Source organism: Caldimicrobium sp. SLHALR3 (assembly GCF_058692735.1).
This window is the reverse complement of record NZ_CP182484.1, coordinates 1,569,532-1,585,919: the sequence shown is the minus strand read 5'-3', so window position 1 is coordinate 1,585,919 and position 16,388 is coordinate 1,569,532. Positions and strand designations below refer to the sequence as shown.

At 33.4% G+C, this 16,388-nt stretch carries 15 protein-coding genes and 1 pseudogene; 5 read left to right on the top strand and 11 right to left on the bottom strand.

What is annotated here, in order from left to right:
- Positions 1-8: 8 nt before the first annotated feature.
- Positions 9-245 (top strand): HVO_A0114 family putative DNA-binding protein, encoded by a 237-nt coding sequence (locus tag ACLGLP_RS08335; RefSeq protein ID WP_492112819.1) that lies wholly within the window; start codon positions 9-11, stop codon positions 243-245.
- Here ACLGLP_RS08335 and nadA read toward each other — a convergent pair.
- The 8 genes from nadA to ispD are packed head-to-tail and all read right to left on the bottom strand — an operon-like array spanning position 231 to position 9,056.
- Positions 231-1,145 (bottom strand): quinolinate synthase NadA, encoded by a 915-nt coding sequence (gene nadA / locus ACLGLP_RS08330; protein WP_492112818.1) that lies wholly within the window; start codon positions 1,143-1,145, stop codon positions 231-233. The two genes, ACLGLP_RS08335 and nadA, sit on opposite strands and share 15 nt — an antisense overlap.
- Positions 1,146-1,163: 18 nt before the next feature.
- Positions 1,164-2,009, bottom strand: a complete 846-nt coding sequence (locus ACLGLP_RS08325; protein WP_492112817.1) for a PHP domain-containing protein — start codon at positions 2,007-2,009, stop codon at positions 1,164-1,166.
- 6 nt (positions 2,010-2,015) lie between these two features.
- Positions 2,016-3,689: a CTP synthase gene (pyrG, locus tag ACLGLP_RS08320; protein WP_492112816.1), complete on the bottom strand. Its 1,674-nt coding sequence runs from the start codon at positions 3,687-3,689 to the stop codon at positions 2,016-2,018.
- A gap of 21 nt (positions 3,690-3,710) precedes the next feature.
- Positions 3,711-4,877, bottom strand: a complete 1,167-nt coding sequence (locus ACLGLP_RS08315) for a M24 family metallopeptidase (RefSeq protein ID WP_492112815.1) — start codon at positions 4,875-4,877, stop codon at positions 3,711-3,713.
- Positions 4,864-5,739, bottom strand: a complete 876-nt coding sequence (locus tag ACLGLP_RS08310; RefSeq protein WP_492112814.1) for a lytic murein transglycosylase — start codon at positions 5,737-5,739, stop codon at positions 4,864-4,866. The genes ACLGLP_RS08315 and ACLGLP_RS08310 overlap by 14 nt, the downstream gene beginning before the upstream one ends.
- Positions 5,740-5,741: 2 nt before the next feature.
- A complete protein-coding gene (locus ACLGLP_RS08305; protein WP_492112813.1) occupies positions 5,742-7,679 on the bottom strand; it encodes an aconitate hydratase in 1,938 nt (645 codons plus the stop codon).
- Positions 7,680-7,693: 14 nt separating this feature from the next.
- Entirely contained in the window at positions 7,694-8,368 is a 675-nt protein-coding gene (locus ACLGLP_RS08300) for a hypothetical protein (RefSeq protein ID WP_492112812.1), read from the bottom strand.
- Positions 8,355-9,056 (bottom strand): 2-C-methyl-D-erythritol 4-phosphate cytidylyltransferase, encoded by a 702-nt coding sequence (gene ispD / locus ACLGLP_RS08295; RefSeq protein ID WP_492112811.1) that lies wholly within the window; start codon positions 9,054-9,056, stop codon positions 8,355-8,357. The genes ACLGLP_RS08300 and ispD overlap by 14 nt, the downstream gene beginning before the upstream one ends.
- A gap of 80 nt (positions 9,057-9,136) precedes the next feature.
- Here ispD and aroC point away from each other — a divergent pair, with 80 nt between their 5' ends.
- Positions 9,137-10,234: a chorismate synthase gene (gene aroC, locus ACLGLP_RS08290; RefSeq protein WP_492112810.1), complete on the top strand. Its 1,098-nt coding sequence runs from the start codon at positions 9,137-9,139 to the stop codon at positions 10,232-10,234.
- Here the strand turns inward: aroC and ppcA are convergent.
- From ppcA to ACLGLP_RS08275, 3 genes and pseudogenes are all read right to left on the bottom strand, one after another.
- Positions 10,231-11,694 (bottom strand): phosphoenolpyruvate carboxylase, encoded by a 1,464-nt coding sequence (ppcA, locus tag ACLGLP_RS08285; protein WP_492112809.1) that lies wholly within the window; start codon positions 11,692-11,694, stop codon positions 10,231-10,233. The genes aroC and ppcA overlap by 4 nt on opposite strands.
- Positions 11,695-11,745: 51 nt before the next feature.
- Positions 11,746-11,958 (bottom strand): DUF4911 domain-containing protein, encoded by a 213-nt coding sequence (locus ACLGLP_RS08280; protein WP_492112808.1) that lies wholly within the window; start codon positions 11,956-11,958, stop codon positions 11,746-11,748.
- A gap of 112 nt (positions 11,959-12,070) precedes the next feature.
- Positions 12,071-12,271 (bottom strand): annotated as a pseudogene (locus ACLGLP_RS08275) (cold-shock protein); the annotation flags it as partial.
- A gap of 116 nt (positions 12,272-12,387) precedes the next feature.
- Here ACLGLP_RS08275 and ACLGLP_RS08270 point away from each other — a divergent pair.
- The 3 genes from ACLGLP_RS08270 to xerA all read left to right on the top strand — a co-directional run bounded on the left by ACLGLP_RS08270 (position 12,388) and on the right by xerA (position 16,332).
- The gene (locus ACLGLP_RS08270; protein WP_492112807.1) at positions 12,388-13,614 is read left to right on the top strand and encodes an MFS transporter; all 1,227 of its coding nucleotides are present in this window, start codon (positions 12,388-12,390) and stop codon (positions 13,612-13,614) included.
- 64 nt (positions 13,615-13,678) lie between these two features.
- The gene (locus ACLGLP_RS08265) at positions 13,679-15,430 is read left to right on the top strand and encodes an ATP-binding protein (protein WP_492112806.1); all 1,752 of its coding nucleotides are present in this window, start codon (positions 13,679-13,681) and stop codon (positions 15,428-15,430) included.
- Positions 15,427-16,332: a site-specific tyrosine recombinase/integron integrase gene (gene xerA / locus ACLGLP_RS08260; protein ID WP_492112805.1), complete on the top strand. Its 906-nt coding sequence runs from the start codon at positions 15,427-15,429 to the stop codon at positions 16,330-16,332. Before ACLGLP_RS08265 ends, xerA begins: the two co-directional genes overlap by 4 nt.
- The last annotated feature ends 56 nt before the right edge of the window (positions 16,333-16,388 follow it).

Below are 16,388 nucleotides of genomic sequence, written 5' to 3'. Positions count from 1 at the left end.
GAAAATTTATGTCTCAAGGATGCATTTCTCCAGATGGTAGACTTTCAGAAAGGGCTTTAGAGTTATTGAAATTGCTTTTAGAAAGGGGAGGTCTTCCGGATACAGAAATTGCTGAAGCTCTCGGAAGACCTCTCTTTCAGGTAAGAAGTAGCTTGAGAGAACTGCTAAATGCTGAGTTTTTAGAGAAAAAAGAAGAAAATTACTTTATCTCTGATAAAGGAAAAAATTATTTAAACAATCTCTAACATTCTCTTAACAGCGCTATAGGCTTTTTTAATAACCTCTTCAGGTAGTATTATTTCGTATTGCAAATTTTCAAGGGCATTGAGAATATCCTCCAAAGAGATTTTTTTCATAGAAGTACATATCATTTTTTCTGGAGATGGATGATAAAACCTTTTATTTGGGTTTTCCTTACTTAAGGGATAGAGAAGCCCGATCTCAGTTCCTATAATAAACTCTTTATTAGGAAGTTCTCTTGCAAGCCTTAACATTCCACTTGTTGAGGCTACATAATCTGCAAGGTCAATTACTTCGGGACGACATTCAGGATGGGCAATGAAAACTGCTTCTGGATACTTTCTTTTAGTTTCTAATACTTCCTCAGGAGTTAAAAGATGATGAAAGGGACAAAACCCTTCAAAGTATACTATTTTTTTATCGGGATAAAACCTTTGCGTATATTGAGCTAAATTCATATCTGGAAGCATGATTATAGTCTTTTCTTTAAGTGTTCCTGCAACCTTTACTGCATTTGCCGAGGTGCAACAGACATCGCTTAAAGCCTTTATCTCTGCATAAGAATTTACATAGGTTACTACAGGAGCACCGGGATACTTATTTTTTAAATTAATTACATCTTCAGGGGTTATCATGTCTGCCATATCACAGGGAACTTCTTTTACTGGAAGGAGAACCTTTTTTTGAGGAGAAACAATTTTGGCAGTTTCAGCCATAAAAATAACACCGCAAAAAACTATAACTTCTGCATCGGTTTTACTTGCCTTTAGACTGAGTTCCAGAGAATCTCCTCTTAAGTCTGCTATATCCTGTATTTCAGGAGGTTGATAATTGTGAGCAAGAATTATAGCCTTTCTTTTTTTCTTAAGCTCTAAAATTTTTTCTACAAGCTTTTTTTTATCCATATATACTTTTTAAACTTATTAAGCTAAATTTTCAAGAGAAATTCTCAATTTTTCGTAGCATTCAAAGGGCACATTAAGATTTCCAAAACCTCTTCCCAGCTTTATGTCAGGTTTATTTTTGCCGTGAAAGTCACTTCCACCAGTTATAAGAAAACCTAATTCTTTTGCACATTCAATCAAAAATCTGGTAAATTCAGGACTGTGTTCTGTATAATAGGCTTCAATCCCCATCAAGCCATATTCTTTAAGCTTTTTCAAATAGTTTTTCAGCTCAAAATAATTTAACTTAAGAGTTACAGGATGGGCAAGAACAGGGATTCCCTTTGCAGAAAGGATAAGTTTTATGGCTTCTTCAGGTAAAAGAAGTGCCTTTGGTACATAGGCAACCGCTCCCTTTTTTAAATACTTTTCAAAAGCCTCATCGAAAGATTTAACCACCCCTTTCTTAACCAGAAGATTTGCTATGTGGGGTCTTCCTATTTCTCCCTTGGCTATTTCTTTTAATTCTTCCATAGTAATTTCAATTCCGAGACTGTTTAATTTTTCAATCATTTTTTTATTTCTTTCTTCCCTTGCTTTTTTAAGTCTTTTGAGCGTATTATCTAATTCTGGAATTTCTGGTTTGAGGAAGTATCCTAAAAGATGAAAATGTCCAGGACCATCAAATTTTATACTTATTTCCACTCCACAGAGAAAAGGAAGTTTTTCTTCTTTTGCAGTTTGATAAGCGGTTTCCAGTCCATCGATGGTATCGTGATCAGTAAGGGCAAGTGCCTGTAAACCTTCTTTTTTGGCAAGGTATATCAATTCTTGAGGAGAAAAAGTTCCATCTGATGCCGTTGAATGGGTATGAAGATCTATCAACTTTAATTAACTCCTACGATTGAGTTTGTATTGATAAGAAGCTTTAATAAAAGATTTAAATAAAGGATGGGGATTTGTGGGTTTTGACTTAAATTCAGGATGGAACTGGACTCCTATAAACCAGGGATGATCTTCTAATTCTACTATTTCTACGAGTTTCCCATCAGGAGAACTTCCCACAACTTTAAGACCTGCTCTTTCTATGTCTTCTCTATAGGCATTATTGAATTCATAACGATGACGGTGTCTTTCAAAAACCTGATCTTTTTGATAAGCTTCCCATGCTTTAGAACCAATTTTTAGAACACAGGGATAGGCACCAAGACGCATAGTTCCTCCAAGATCACATTCTTCATCTCTTCTTTCAACTTTTCCTGTTCTATAGTTATACCACTCCTTCATCAAGTAAATTACGGGATAGGGTGTATTCTTGTCAAATTCCGTAGAATTAGCCTCTTTCCATCCAAGCACATTTTTTGCAAATTCAATTACAGCAAGTTGCATTCCAAGACATATTCCAAAAAAAGGGACTTTATTTCTTCTCGCATAGTTTATAGCAAGGATTTTACCCTCAATCCCTCTTATTCCAAATCCTCCAGGAACAAGGATACCATCTACATCTCCCAAATAGCTATCTATGTTTTCAGGAGTGAGTTCATCTGCATTTACAAATTTAAGATTAACCCTTAATTTATTTGCAAGCCCTCCGTGAACAAGGGCTTCGTTTAAAGACTTGTAGGAGTCTTTTAAACTAACATATTTTCCCACTATTCCTATGGTTACTTCGTCTTCAGGGTTTTTATAAATTCTTACTATTTCTTCCCATATGCGCAAATCCGGTTCCCTTGTCCACATATTGAGATATTCAATGATCTTAGCATCAAGCCCTTCTTTATGAAAGATAAGAGGGATTTCATAAATACAATCTACATCCTTTGCAGTAATCACTGCGGATTCTTCTACATTACAGAAAAGAGCAATTTTTTTCTTTATCTCCGGGGGTAGAAATCTATCTGTTCTGCAAAGAATTATATCAGGCTGTATTCCAATGGCTCTCAATTCTTTTACACTGTGCTGAGTAGGTTTAGTTTTGAGTTCTCCTGCAGTTTTGATGTAAGGAACATAGGTAAGATGAATGTAGAGGGCATTTTCTTTTCCAAGTTCGTATCCGAGCTGTCTAATAGCTTCTAAAAAGGGAAGACTTTCAATATCCCCTACAGTTCCTCCTATTTCTACTATAGCTACATCAACTTGAGGACTTGCAAGCTCAAGAATACTTGTTTTTATTTCATCTGTAACATGAGGAATTATTTGAACTGTTCCACCAAGATAAACCCCCTTCCTTTCCTTTGTGATAACAGAATAATAAATTTTCCCAGAGGTATAGTTATTTTTAGCAGACATTTGAGCTGAGGTAAAGCGTTCGTAGTGTCCAAGATCAAGGTCTGTCTCTGCTCCATCTTCTGTAACATAGACCTCCCCATGCTGAAAAGGGTTCATGGTTCCGGGATCGACATTTATGTAGGGATCAAGTTTCTGTAAGGTTACCCTTAATCCACGAGCTTCAAGGAGAGCACCTATTGAGGCTGCTGCAAGTCCTTTTCCTAAGGAGGAAAGAACTCCACCTGTTATGAAAATAAACTTGGTGTGTAACTTTCTGATGTTTCTGGGAGATCTCATTTTAAAATTTAATTTCTAATTTTAGCATTTATTTAAAAAAATCCAATCTCGCGATGTTGTGTTTAATTTTTTGAGTCCCTCTTTTGTTACTAAAAAGGTTTCTTCAATTCCTATAACTCCAAGCTCAGGCACATGAAATTTTGGTTCAAGGGCAATAACCATGTTTTCTTCTAAAGGAATTTTTTGTCCGTAAGCTAAGACAGGAGGTTCATCAATTTGAAGCCCTACTCCGTGTCCTACAAATTTTAACTTTTCTCCATGAGCCATAAAAAATTCCTCTAATCCCTCTTTTTCTGCTATAGATAAACTCATTTCGTAAAGCATTCCGCTTTCAACTCCTGGTTTAATTTCTTTTTCTAAAGTAGTTAGGATTTTTAAAGCAGTTTTAAAAAAGGGCTCTACTTTTTTAATAGGTCTAAAACTTGCCATTCTTGTCTGATCAATGTAATAACCCTCAAAATATCCTGAAAAGTCAAGCAAAATAGGGTCTGACTTTCTAATTTTTTTTGTGCTTGCTCCGTAAGGAAAACCAAAAACACCTTTTCCTCCCTGTCCTGTTAGAGCATGAGAAGGAGTTAAAGCCTCTTTTCCTGAAATAAGGTGCCCACAGGTTAATTCAAAACCGTGTAAAGACCTTGTCATTCCAGGATGACCAAGTATGCGAAGCTCTTTTTCAAGGATTGCACTTGCCTGAATTTCACTCATTCCAGGTTTTAAAAAAGAAAGCCCCCTTTTAAGAGCTTTATCAAGCATTTTTCCAGCTTTTTTAATGCACTCTATTTCATAAGAAGTTTTTATCATTCTCGTTTCCATCAAAAGACGGTCTACACTTTCTATTTTCCACTCAGAAAGAAGCTCTTTATAACGAAAGTAACTTTCAGGATTCAAAAAATTAAATTCTAACCCTATGTTTTTTGGGGATAAGATTTTTATTTCAGCAGGAAGCGCTTTTAAACTTTTCAGAGGTTCACAGTATACAAGACTTTCCTTTTTTGCTCTTTCTATAGGTCTATTTACCAGAAGTTTTGCCTCAGAAAGCCCTATTAGTAAAACACCTCTTACGAAGGTTCCTGCAAAATAAAAAATATTTATAGGTGAGAAAATTAAGGCAAGCTGAAGGTTATTTTCTCTTAGCTTTTTTCTAAACCTTTCAATTCTTTGATAAACTTCTTCCTTAGTTAGAGACATTTTTAAGTTTTTCAGCTATGGTAAGAACTGTTTCTGCATAGGGCTCACTTTTGTTATACTTCATTATTATCTTCTTTTTGTATTCCCGGTCTCCTTCTTTTTTGTATCCTTCTTTTTTTAAGTAATTTGCTATACTTGCAAGAGCGTCTGAGAGATTGTATAAATCAACCTTTCCGTCTTTATCCCAATCATAGCCATAAATCAAGTAGCTCTTAGGAACGAATTGAGGATAACCAAAGGCACCAAAAATAGACCCTTTTATGGAAAAGGGATCCCAATTATTATGATAAGCTATTTGAATAAAATAAAGTAGTTCTTTGTACCCCCAATTGCTTCTTTTTTCCCACCTTCTTTTAATAGCTTCATTCTCTAAGGATATTTCTGTGCCTTGAATAAACTTTTCAAAAAGTTCCTTTTCCCCAGATAAAGCAAGACTGTAAAATACATTTATAACTGGAAAATTTCCTGTTTTTTTACCGAGATCTGTTTCTATAAGAAAAATAGCAGTTATAATTTCTTTTTCAACACCGAAGACAAATTCAATGTCTTCCAAAAGTTCTTTGTTTTCTTTTATAAAGGCTTTTGCTCTTTCAATTTTTTCTTCTTCTAAAAATTGATAGTATGGGAGTTCAACTTCTTTCCAGGTTAAACTTTTTATCATTATATCAGGGAGATAGGTTAACTCAGAAGAGGAAAAGAGGGTTTCTATATAGTTTTCAGGAACAACTCCCTTTAAATCTTTTTTTACCTTAATTTTTAAATTTTCAACATAAGGACTGAGAGATGGATCATTTGCATAAATTTTAAAAGGCACCACGGTAAAGAAAAAAAATGCTAAAAAAATTTTAAAAACTAAATTCATTTTTATTCCTTAGCTAAGTTTAAAAGAGAACCAGAAAGAATACACTTCCTCTCTCTTTCGCTCAGTTCCAATATGGCAGTTATTTCTCCCTTGCCTTTTACAGTTATTTTTACTCTTTTTTCTCCTTCAGAGAGGGCTTTTCTTAGATTTTTTATGATAAAAGTATCTCCAGGTTCAATGCTATTGTAGTCCTCTTTATTTTCAAAGACAAGAGGAAGTATGCCAAAGTTAATGAGATTACTTCTATGAATTCTTGCAAAGCTTTTTGCAAGTTTTATTCTTACTCCAAGATATCTTGGAGCAAGAGCTGCATGTTCTCTTGAAGAACCTTGACCGTAATTTTCTCCTCCTACAATTCCCACAAAGAGCCCCTTAGATTTAATTTCTAAGGCCTTTTTTGAAAAATCGGGATCTACATTTTTATAAACATATTCACTTATAGCAGGAAGATTACTTCTTAAAGGAAGTATTTGTGCTCCTGCAGGCATAATGTGATCGGTGGTTATATTATCTCCCACTTTGAGGAGAAAGACCCCTTCAAGATTCTCAGGCAATGGATCAAAAGGGGGAAGAGGAACGATGTTTGGTCCTCTTACAATTTCTACCTTTTTAGCCTCATCTTCTGGTAAAGGGGGGATGAGTAAAGAGTCGTTTATGATAAATTTTTCGGGAAGTGTTATTTCAGGATAATCTCCCAGTTCTCTTGGATCAGTAATGACGCCTTTTACTGCAGAGGCAACAGCTGTTTCAGGTGAAACAAGGTATACAAAATCAGGTATAGTTCCTGATCTACCCGGAAAATTTCTGGTAAAAGTTCTAAGGGAAATGGAATTTGTTGGAGGAGCTTGTCCCATTCCTATGCATCCTAAGCATCCACATTGATGAATGCGGGTTCCACCCTGTAAAATGCTTTTTAAAGCTGAAAGAGAAAGCAAATTTTCTAAAACCTGAAGAGAACCAGGGTTGATTTCAAAAGATACATCAGGATGAACTTTATATCTTTCTAAAACCTTAGCAACGATTAAAAGATCTTTTAAAGAGGAATTAGCGCAAGATCCTATGATAACCTGAGAAACGGGTTTTCCTTCTTCTTCTGCAACCCTTTTTACATTATCAGGAGATGAAGGACAGGCACAGAGGGGTTCAATTTTTGAAAGGTCAATCTCAATAATTTCATCATACTTAGCATCCTCATCAGCCTTTAGTTCAATAAAGTCTTTTTCTCTATCCTGAGCCTTAAGCCAGGAAAGGGTTAATTCATCAGAGGGAAAAATACTTGTTGTTGCTCCCATTTCTGTTCCAAGATTGCAAATAGTTGCCCTTTCAGGTACAGTAAGATTTTTCACTCCTGGTCCGAAGTATTCAAAGATTTTCCCAAGACCTCCTTTAACGGTAAGTTTTGAAAGTAAAAAAAGTGCAACATCTCTTGCTGAAACCCAAGGCTGAAGCTTTCCATACAAATAAACTCCAACAATTTTAGGCATTCTCAAATAAAAAGGTTTACCTGCCATAGCCATGGCTACATCAAGTCCCCCTGCACCAATAGCAATCATTCCACATCCACCAGCTGTTGGAGTATGGCTATCAGAACCAAGAAGAGTTTTACCAGGTTTAGCAAATCTTTCTAAATGAACCTGATGGCATATTCCGTTTCCTGGTTTTGAAAACCAGATCCCATACCTTTTTGCTATACTTAAAAGAAACCTGTGATCATCTGCATTTTTAAAATCAGTCTGTAAAATGTTGTGGTCTACATATGAAACTGAAAGCTCAGTTTTTACTCTATCTATTCCTATAGCCTCAAATTCAAGATAAGTCATAGTTCCTGTTGCATCCTGAGTTAAGGTTTGATCAATTTTTATTGCTATTTCTTCTCCAGGAACGAGTCTTCCAGAAACTAAGTGAGCTTCAAGAATTTTGTGAGTAAGAGTTAACCCCATAATCCCCTCCACCCTTAAATTTCTCCAAAACAATCAGGGAAAAACACCTTTATAGACTCAAGAATATTTTCTGCCTGATCTTTCAAATCTTCTCTTTCTTTAAGTTTTAAAAGAAAAATCAGAGCCTCTGAAATAGAAAAAGAAGTGAAAACCTGATAGGGAGTTTCTTCTTTAATCACATAGTTATTTGGAAAAAGAGAGAAAAGGATTATGAGTTCTTCACAACTACCCTTTAAATGAAAAGTAAGGATAAAATGTTTTGCTTTTAAAAAAGAAGGAAGCTTTGCTTTTTTCTCTTGAGAGAGGAGTTCAAGTATTATATCCTGGGAAGCTAAAATAGAATGCTTAGGGGAAACATCCTTAAGAAAATCCTTGGGCAATTTCTTAGAAAGAAAGGTGTATAAGTTTTTCGTAATTTTTAAATCTAAGTGCTCTTTTATAAGTTCTCTTAAAGTATAAATAGAAAGAGTTAATAAATATTCTCTTTTATCAATTTCATCAAACTTTATACCTGGAATAGTTCTTTCCAAAAATTTATAAACAGGGCTGTCACTAAGGGCTTTAAATTTAAGAGTTATGTAAATTAGTTTAAAAACTTCATCCTTTGGCAAATTGTATTCCTTTTTAAAAAAGCTTAAAAAATCTTGAGGTTCAGCTGGAACACTATTTAACCATTTAATTTGCATCATTTAAGTCCTCTATTTTACAATCAATTAACTTTTCTGCAAGAAAAAGATCTTCGGGATAGGTTATTTTGAAATTGAGAAAAGAGCCTTCAACAAGTTTTACTCTGTATCCGTAATGTAGAAGAAGGGTGCTTTCATCAGAAAAGGTAAGATTTTCTTTTTTAGCTTTTTCAAGAAGTTTTTTTAGAAGATCAGCCTTTATTCCTTGGGGAGTCTGTATGCAAAAAAGATTTGTTCTATCAATATTTTCAATTATTTCATCATTTAAAGCTTTATTTAAGGTATCTCTTACTGGAATTGCAGGAACACTTGCTCCAAAAAACTTTGTAGCTTCAATAATTTTACTTATAAGCTCAAAGCTCACAAAGGGTCTTACAGCATCGTGAACAAGAAAGATTTGGGTATTCTCTGGAGCTACCTTTACACCTTTAAAAACAGATTCTTGTCTCGTTTCTCCACCCTCTGTAATTTTTATTATTTTTTTAAAATTGTAAGAGATTAAAATTTTTTCAGTATAATTTATAAAATCAGAGGGAACACTTAACACAATTCCATCTATTTGGGGATGTCTTTCAAACTTTAATAAGGTATAAACTAAAATAGGGATACCTTTGATTTCGAGAAATTGTTTTGGTTTTTCAGCTCCGATTCTTTTCCCCTTACCTGCTGAAGGAATAACAGCAACAATCATATTTCAAAAATATAGCATTTTTAAAAAATTTTGTCTATTTATGAATTTGAGTTTATAATTTAGACAAAAAGGGGAAAAGAATGAGTGGAAATACCATTGGCAGGCTTTTTAGGGTTACGACCTTTGGAGAATCTCATGGTAAGGCTCTTGGTGCAGTGGTAGATGGATGTCCTCCTGGACTATCTCTTACAGAAGAATACATTCAAAAAGAACTTGATAAAAGAAGACCTGGTAAGAGTTTAGGGCAGAGTCCAAGAAAAGAAAAAGATAAGGTAGAAATCTTATCAGGAGTTTTTAGGGGCTATACGATAGGAACTCCTATAGCCCTTGTTATTTACAATGTTGATGTTGACTCTTCAGCTTATGAAAGGCTTAAAGATGTTTTTAGACCAGGACATGCTGATTTTACTTATTTTGTAAAATATGGAGGTTTTAGAGATTACAGAGGAGGAGGAAGAAGTAGTGGAAGGGAAACAGTTGCAAGAGTTGCTGCAGGTGCCATAGCCAAAAGAATACTTGAAGAATACGGAATAGATGTTGTCGCCTATACCATAGCTCTTGGAGGTATTGAAGTAAGAGAAAGAAACTTAGAAGTAATTTATAGCAATCATCTTTTTTGTCCAGATATGAAAGCCTATGAAGAAATGTGTAAAAAAATTGAGGAGACAAAAAAGGAAGGAGATTCTTTGGGAGGAGTGGTTGAGGTTCTCGCAAGAGGAGTTCCTGCAGGTCTTGGTGAGCCAGTTTTTGATAAACTAAGTGCAGACTTAGCTAAAGCTGTCTGTAGTATAGGAGCAGTAAAAGGAATAGAAATAGGAGCAGGTTTTAAAGTGGCTCACATGAAGGGTTCTGAAAATAACGATCCTATAAGTCCTAAGGGTTTTATGAAAAATGACGCAGGAGGTATTCTTGGAGGTATTTCCTCAGGACAAGACATTATTATAAGAGTTGCTGTAAAACCTATTCCAAGTATAAGAAAAATTCAAAAAACTATAAATGAAAAAAAAGAGGAAGTTGAAATTTCAATTGGAGGAAGACACGACATTTCTGCCATTCCAAGAATTGTTCCTGTAATAGAAGCCATGGTAAGAATTGTGCTTGCAGATCATTTATTAAGACAACTTGCTAATCTTGCTTTTCAAAAAAGACTTAAATTTCCCGACTTTTTTGAAGGTTAACCCAAAAACCTTCTTAAGTGAGCCCCCTCAATGAGAAGCTCAGTTAAGTTTGAAGTAATTCCTCTTTTCAAGTTCTTCAAAATATTATTAGTAACTTCTTTGTGTTCCATATTGATTGTATATCTTATATCAAGAGAATTGAGAGTTTCTAAAGATTTGATTATCTTATTTTTCATTTCCTCATCTAATAGTTCTAAGCATTTGGGATTAAAATATTGTAAGGCTACGGAATAGTCATAATCAAGGTTTTTATAAATGTTTTTAAGCTCTTTTAATTCCTCCTTACTTAGACAATTTAAACCCAGTATTTCTGGAGGGAGTCCTATGGAATAGCAGGCAGCACAAAAGCTTATAACTCTTGGAAGTGTAACTCCTCCAATACTTCTTGAATATCCAAAAAGTCCTATATGGAGTTTTCTCATTCTTCTTTTTGGCACATACTTAGCAAGTTCATTAATAGCTGGAGCAAGAACAATTATTAGTGTATGATATTCTTTTACAAACTTTTCTATAATTTTTTTACAAAAATTTTCGTCAAAATCCTCTAAAGGATAACGAACAAAATTTTTAAGTTTTTTTATTCCTGTGATAACATCCTCAATGGGAAAGTCGTATTTAAAGGCAGACTGAACCGTAAAAGTTTCAACAGAGGGATATTCGTTAAGAACTTTATCCACTGTGTAAGGAGAAAGGTTTCCTCTAAAAGGAGGGGTTCCTGCACCCAAAATAGGATAAATTTCAATTTCTTTTTCTGCGGAAAGTTTTTCAAGTTTCTTAAGAGCAATTTTGAGAGCAAGCACAGCACTTATCATTCCGTAATTCATTGCAGGATCAGACCTTGCCAAAAAGACTCTTAAATAACTGAAGTTTTTATCTTTTAAATATTCAGATAAAATCTTATCCACATTAAAAAGGGTATTTATGTCTTCAAAGAGAGGAATTACGTTAATTGTTTCTGGTAGAAACTCTCCTACCCACTCAGCTAAGGTTATATCATTTTCATATATCTTTTGATATTGTTTGCCAGAAATAAAATTTTTGTAAAAGTAGTAAACTCTGTTTAATTCCTTTGCTGAGGTAGTCATGGGAAGAATTACTTCAAAAATTGGAGGATAAGGGTTTTCATAAAAAACTTTTGCAGCATCCATGGAACGAGGAATACTTTCTAAAGCCTCAACAAGAACCTTTGCTTCTTCCTTTTCTACTGAAGGATTGGGGATTCTAAGGGTTATGAAAAGGTCTTTTCCCAATTTTTTAGTTTTAAAAAAATTGGGATATTTAGTGAGAAGTTTTTTTACTACAAAATCGTCAACCTCTTTTCCTTCGCTATCACACATTTGTTCATCACATCCAAGATGAGAGAAAGCATAGTAAGCTTCCTGAATTTCGTCTTCTCCTGACATATCTGTATGTTCAGCAAAAAAGGGAATGGACACATTATCAGGATGTTGGGTTGACATAACTCTCGGAATCTTCATCAAGAAGTAATATATCAGTAGTTTTTTATTTATTCAAGAAATTAATTCAAAAGAGAGTTCACTTTTTAAATCTTCCAAAATTTCTTCAACTAAAGATTTTTCCTTTTCAAAAAAATAAATTTTTACTAAACCCTTTTCTGGCTCAAGAACACTTAATATCGCTAAATGATCATATCCTTCGAGCACGAATCTCAAATAGGCTAACTTTTGAGGATCAACCTTTAGCAAAATGAAGGAACTATTCATAAAGAAGGAAAAAATAAAAAGGGGAGGAAGCCTCCCCAATTAGTCTTAGTTGAGAAGCTTAACTCTTTTCTTTTCTGGGAGCTCTTCTCTGAGACCTTCTGGGATTTCCAGCATCTAAAACCCTAACCTTTGATGCTTGTTCACCCTTAGGACCCTGAACCACCTCAAACTCAACAATTTGCCCTTCTCTGAGAGTCTTAAAACCAGGCATGTCGATAGCGGAGTAATGCACAAAAACATCTCCGCCATCGTCCTTAGAAATGAAACCATAACCCTTCTTCTCATCAAACCACTTAACCTTACCTCTAAACATGTTACTAAAACCTCCTTAAAAGTTTTTTCTTATAACCTCAGCCTACACCTAAAAAAATTTTTGTAAAGAGGTAAAATTTAAATTTTTATAAAAATTTAAAAATTGAAGTTAAAAACATGAAAGAACTTAAACTAAATCTACATTTAGAAGATAATCCTTTAAAAATTAGAAACTTCAGGCTTTTTATTATAGGGCACTTTCTTTCCTTTACAGGTTCTTGGATTCAAAATACGGCACAGATCTGGTTAGTTTATGAGTTAACTCTTTCTTCTCTTTATTTGGGAATTTTCAGTTTTCTTAGTTCCTTTCCCACAATTGTTTTAACTTTTATCTCAGGAATACTTACAGATCTTTTTGATAGAAAAAAACTACTCAGCCTAATTGCTTTTTTCTCCATTTTTCCGCCTTTGGTTTTAGGAATTTTAACCCAATTTAAACTGGTTACCTTCTGGCAGGTTACTTTACTTGCCTTTTTGTCTGGATGTCTTTCAGCTTTAGATACACCTTTTAGGCAAGTATTTATTGCAGAAATAGTTCCCGTAAAGTTTTTGACTAAAGCCATCTCTTTTCAATCTTTATCCTTTAATATGGCTCGAGTTCTTGGCCCATTTCTTGCTGGCTTAATTATTTCTTACGGAAATTTATATCAATGCTTCTATATTAATGCTTTTAGTTTTCTACCTTTTTTTGTATTCCTAACCTTTTTTATAGAAACGCAGAAAAAAAGAGAAATCAAGAAAGTAGAAAAAAAAGAAATTAGCAGATCCCTTGGAGAAACCTTTAAATTTCTAAAAGAAGAAAAAAAGATTCTTATTGTTATTTTTTCTGTTTCTATTTTTACTATTTTTGGTGCCTCTGTAATGGTTCTTTTACCCATAATTGTGCATAAATTTCACGGAGGTGGAGGGAAGGAGTTCGCCTTTTTATCTTCAGTTCTTGGCATGGGTGCAATATTTGGAGCATCTTTCATAATTTTTAGGAGACCAATAGAAGATAAGGTAAAACATCTTTTTAAAACAACTTTTATTTTAGGAGCAGGACTTTTAGGATTAGAACTTTTTAAAAATTGGTATCTTACTTTAGTTTTTTGTTTCTTAATAGGATTTTCTTTTACCAACTTTTTCCCTGTTGCAAATAGCTATCTCTTAGAAAATACACCTGATTGTTTAAGAGGAAGAATAATAAGTCTTTTTACCCTTTCTTTTTTAGGAATGCATCCAGTTGGGAGTTTTATAGCAGGATTTTTAGCAAGTAAGATCAGTTTAGATGCGATTCTCCCTTTTTATGTTATACTTCTGGTTTCTCTTAACTCATATTTGCTTTTCTTTAAGTTTAAAAGCTAAAACTTAAAAATTTCTAAACTTTTTAGCTCTTTGGACGATATATATAGTGTGAGGAGTTTTGTGTATGGAAATAAGGTTTGATCACATATTAGATAAATTAGATTTAGGGGTATTAATTTTTGATAAAAACTATTTAATAATTTATGCTAATAAAAAAGCAAAAGAACTCTTTAACTTAGATCTAAGTTCAGCTCCTACTTGTTACTCCCTTTTTTATCAATACCCTGATCCCTGCTCAGGATGTATAAAAGAATTTTTAGGACCTGAAAAACCAAAGGTTAAATTAACCCTTCCTTTTGACAAAAAACTATTTCTTATTGAATACTGCTACTTTTCTGAGGATAAAGTTCTTGTTATTGTTAAAGATACTGAAGAAGAGACCTATTATAAAAATTCTTATTTTACTCTGCTTGAAAACTTGCCAATCCTTGTATTCTTTATTAAAAAGGGAAAAATCAAATATTTAAACAGATTTTCTGAGAAAAATCTTGGTTATGCTAAACAAGAACTTCTTGAGAGAGCTTTTACAGAGGTTTTAGTGCCTCCAGAAGAAAAATTTGGTACAGAAAAGATTTTAAATGAAGTTTTGATGAAGGAAAAAGAAGAAGAGATAATGCTAACGCTTATTAATAGAGAAGGAAAGAAAAAAAGCTACTTAGGAAGATGCTTTGTCTTAAGAGATCTTGACAAAGAAAAGGGTCTTATTTTAACTGGTATAGACATTACAGAATTTTTAGACTTAAGGCAGAGATTAGATAGTATACACAAAACACAAAGTTTTGGGAGTTTTTTAAGAAGCTTGGTTCACGATTTTAACAATGTATTGCAACAAGTTAAAGATTACTTAGGGGAAATAGAAAAAAATTTAGATAGTCCGCAGAAAATAAAAAAGTATCTTAACCTAACAGAAAAAACCCTTTCTTCTTGGATTGATTTAAATAAGCTTCTTTTAGATTATACAAAAGAATTTAAAGAAATAGAGGCTAAAAGAACAGAAATTATAGGATTTTTAAAAAATAACTTAGAGCTATTTCAGCTTATAGCTGGCTCGCACATATTTATTCAGCTTGACTTTAATTATCTTTCTTCAGCCTGGGTTCCTGGTGATGAATCGTTTTGGAGGTATATTTTTCTCAACTTTATAAGCAATGCAAAAGATGCTATAGAAGGAGAGGGAATTATTTCTATTATCCTTAGATCAAAGATGGAAGAAGGGAAAAAATACCTGACTATTTTCGTTAAAGATACAGGGTGTGGAATTCCGGAAGAATATCTTGATAAGATTTTTCAACCCTTTTTTACTACTAAAGAAAAGAGTAGCGGTTTGGGTCTATTTTTGGTAAAAAGCCACATAAACAATATTGGAGGAAAAATAGAGGTTGAAAGTAAAGTAGGTAAAGGAACTACTTTTAAATTAATCGTTCCTTTGATTGAGGTTAAAAAAGTTGAAAAAGAAAAGAAAAAACCAGAAGAAACTTATATAATATTAGTTGAAGATGAAGAGGAAATAAGAGAAAATTTAAGAAAGGTTCTTGAAGAAGAGGGTTACAAAGTTTATGCTTTTTCATCTGGCAAAGAAGTGAAAGAAAATCTTGAAAAAATAAAGAAGGCAGACCTTTTAATAAGTGATTTTCATCTTCCCGATATTAAAGGTGGGGAACTTTATCAAATGTTAAAACAAAAATTTCCCAATATTGATGTAATTTTTCTAACAGGTGATATATTTGGATTAGCAGAACTTCCAACAAATAGAGTAATATTAAAGCCGTTTAGCATACATGACCTTTTCTTAAAGATAAAAGAACTTTTGCAGTGATTGAGAGCCTTTTAAAGGATTTTTTAAATTACTTAGCCTTTGAGAAGAACTATTCAGCTAATACTTTAAGAAGTTATAAAAAAGACTTAGAAGAGTTTTTAAAATTTTTAAAAGATCAAAAGATTAATTCCTTAGAGTTTTTGGAACCTTTCCATTTAAGAGTCTATCTTTTTTCTTTAAAAAGCAAAAAGAGGGAAGCAACCACTATTGCAAGAAAATTAAGTAGTATTCGTAGTTTTTTAAAATATCTTTTAAAAAAGAAAAAGATTAAAAAAAATTTATTAAGTTATCTTTCCAGTCCAAAAGTTTCTAAGAAAATCCCTTTGGTTCCAACAGAAGAAGAGCTCAATAATTTTATAGATAATTTAGAGGAAGATAAAAACAAATTCTTATTTCTCAGAGACAAAGCTCTATTTGAAATTGCCTATGGATGCGGTTTAAGAGTTAGTGAAATAGCTAATCTTACCCTTGATCAGGTCAATTTAGGATTGCAAATTTTAAGGGTTATGGGTAAGGGGAAAAAGGAAAGAATCGTTCCCTTTGGCAAGAAAGCCTTAAAAGCTTTGAAAGGATATTTAGAGATAAGAAGTTTTCTTCTTTATAAATTAAAAAAAGAGAGCCCCTATGTATTTTTAAACTTAAGAGGTGAAAAGTTAACTGAAAGAGGAATAAGGTATGTGATTAAAAAAAGAGGAGAGAAAAGGGGATTGCCCTATCTTCATCCTCATGTTTTAAGACATGCCTTTGCTACTCATCTTTTAAATGCAGGAGTTGATTTAAGAAGTATACAGGAGATGCTTGGGCATTCTTCACTTACCACAACAGAGATTTACACCAAAGTCAATTATGAATACCTTCTGAAAACCTATCTCAAGGCTCATCCAAGAGCTAAAGAAGATTAAGAGTTGGAAAAAGGTATTTTCGTAATAAAATAGGAAAGAAATTTTTTGGAAGGAGG

Coding starts and splice junctions, on each gene's coding strand:
- ACLGLP_RS08335 (WP_492112819.1), top strand. CDS start 9: ATGTCTCAAGGATGCATTTCTCCAGATGGTAGACTTTCAGAAAGGGCT.
- nadA (WP_492112818.1), bottom strand. CDS start 1,145: ATGGATAAAAAAAAGCTTGTAGAAAAAATTTTAGAGCTTAAGAAAAAA.
- pyrG (WP_492112816.1), bottom strand. CDS start 3,689: ATGAGATCTCCCAGAAACATCAGAAAGTTACACACCAAGTTTATTTTC.
- ACLGLP_RS08315 (WP_492112815.1), bottom strand. CDS start 4,877: ATGTCTCTAACTAAGGAAGAAGTTTATCAAAGAATTGAAAGGTTTAGA.
- ACLGLP_RS08310 (WP_492112814.1), bottom strand. CDS start 5,739: ATGAATTTAGTTTTTAAAATTTTTTTAGCATTTTTTTTCTTTACCGTG.
- ACLGLP_RS08305 (WP_492112813.1), bottom strand. CDS start 7,679: ATGGGGTTAACTCTTACTCACAAAATTCTTGAAGCTCACTTAGTTTCT.
- ACLGLP_RS08300 (WP_492112812.1), bottom strand. CDS start 8,368: ATGATGCAAATTAAATGGTTAAATAGTGTTCCAGCTGAACCTCAAGAT.
- ispD (WP_492112811.1), bottom strand. CDS start 9,056: ATGATTGTTGCTGTTATTCCTTCAGCAGGTAAGGGGAAAAGAATCGGA.
- aroC (WP_492112810.1), top strand. CDS start 9,137: ATGAGTGGAAATACCATTGGCAGGCTTTTTAGGGTTACGACCTTTGGA.
- ppcA (WP_492112809.1), bottom strand. CDS start 11,694: ATGTCAACCCAACATCCTGATAATGTGTCCATTCCCTTTTTTGCTGAA.
- ACLGLP_RS08280 (WP_492112808.1), bottom strand. CDS start 11,958: ATGAATAGTTCCTTCATTTTGCTAAAGGTTGATCCTCAAAAGTTAGCC.
- ACLGLP_RS08270 (WP_492112807.1), top strand. CDS start 12,388: ATGAAAGAACTTAAACTAAATCTACATTTAGAAGATAATCCTTTAAAA.
- ACLGLP_RS08265 (WP_492112806.1), top strand. CDS start 13,679: ATGGAAATAAGGTTTGATCACATATTAGATAAATTAGATTTAGGGGTA.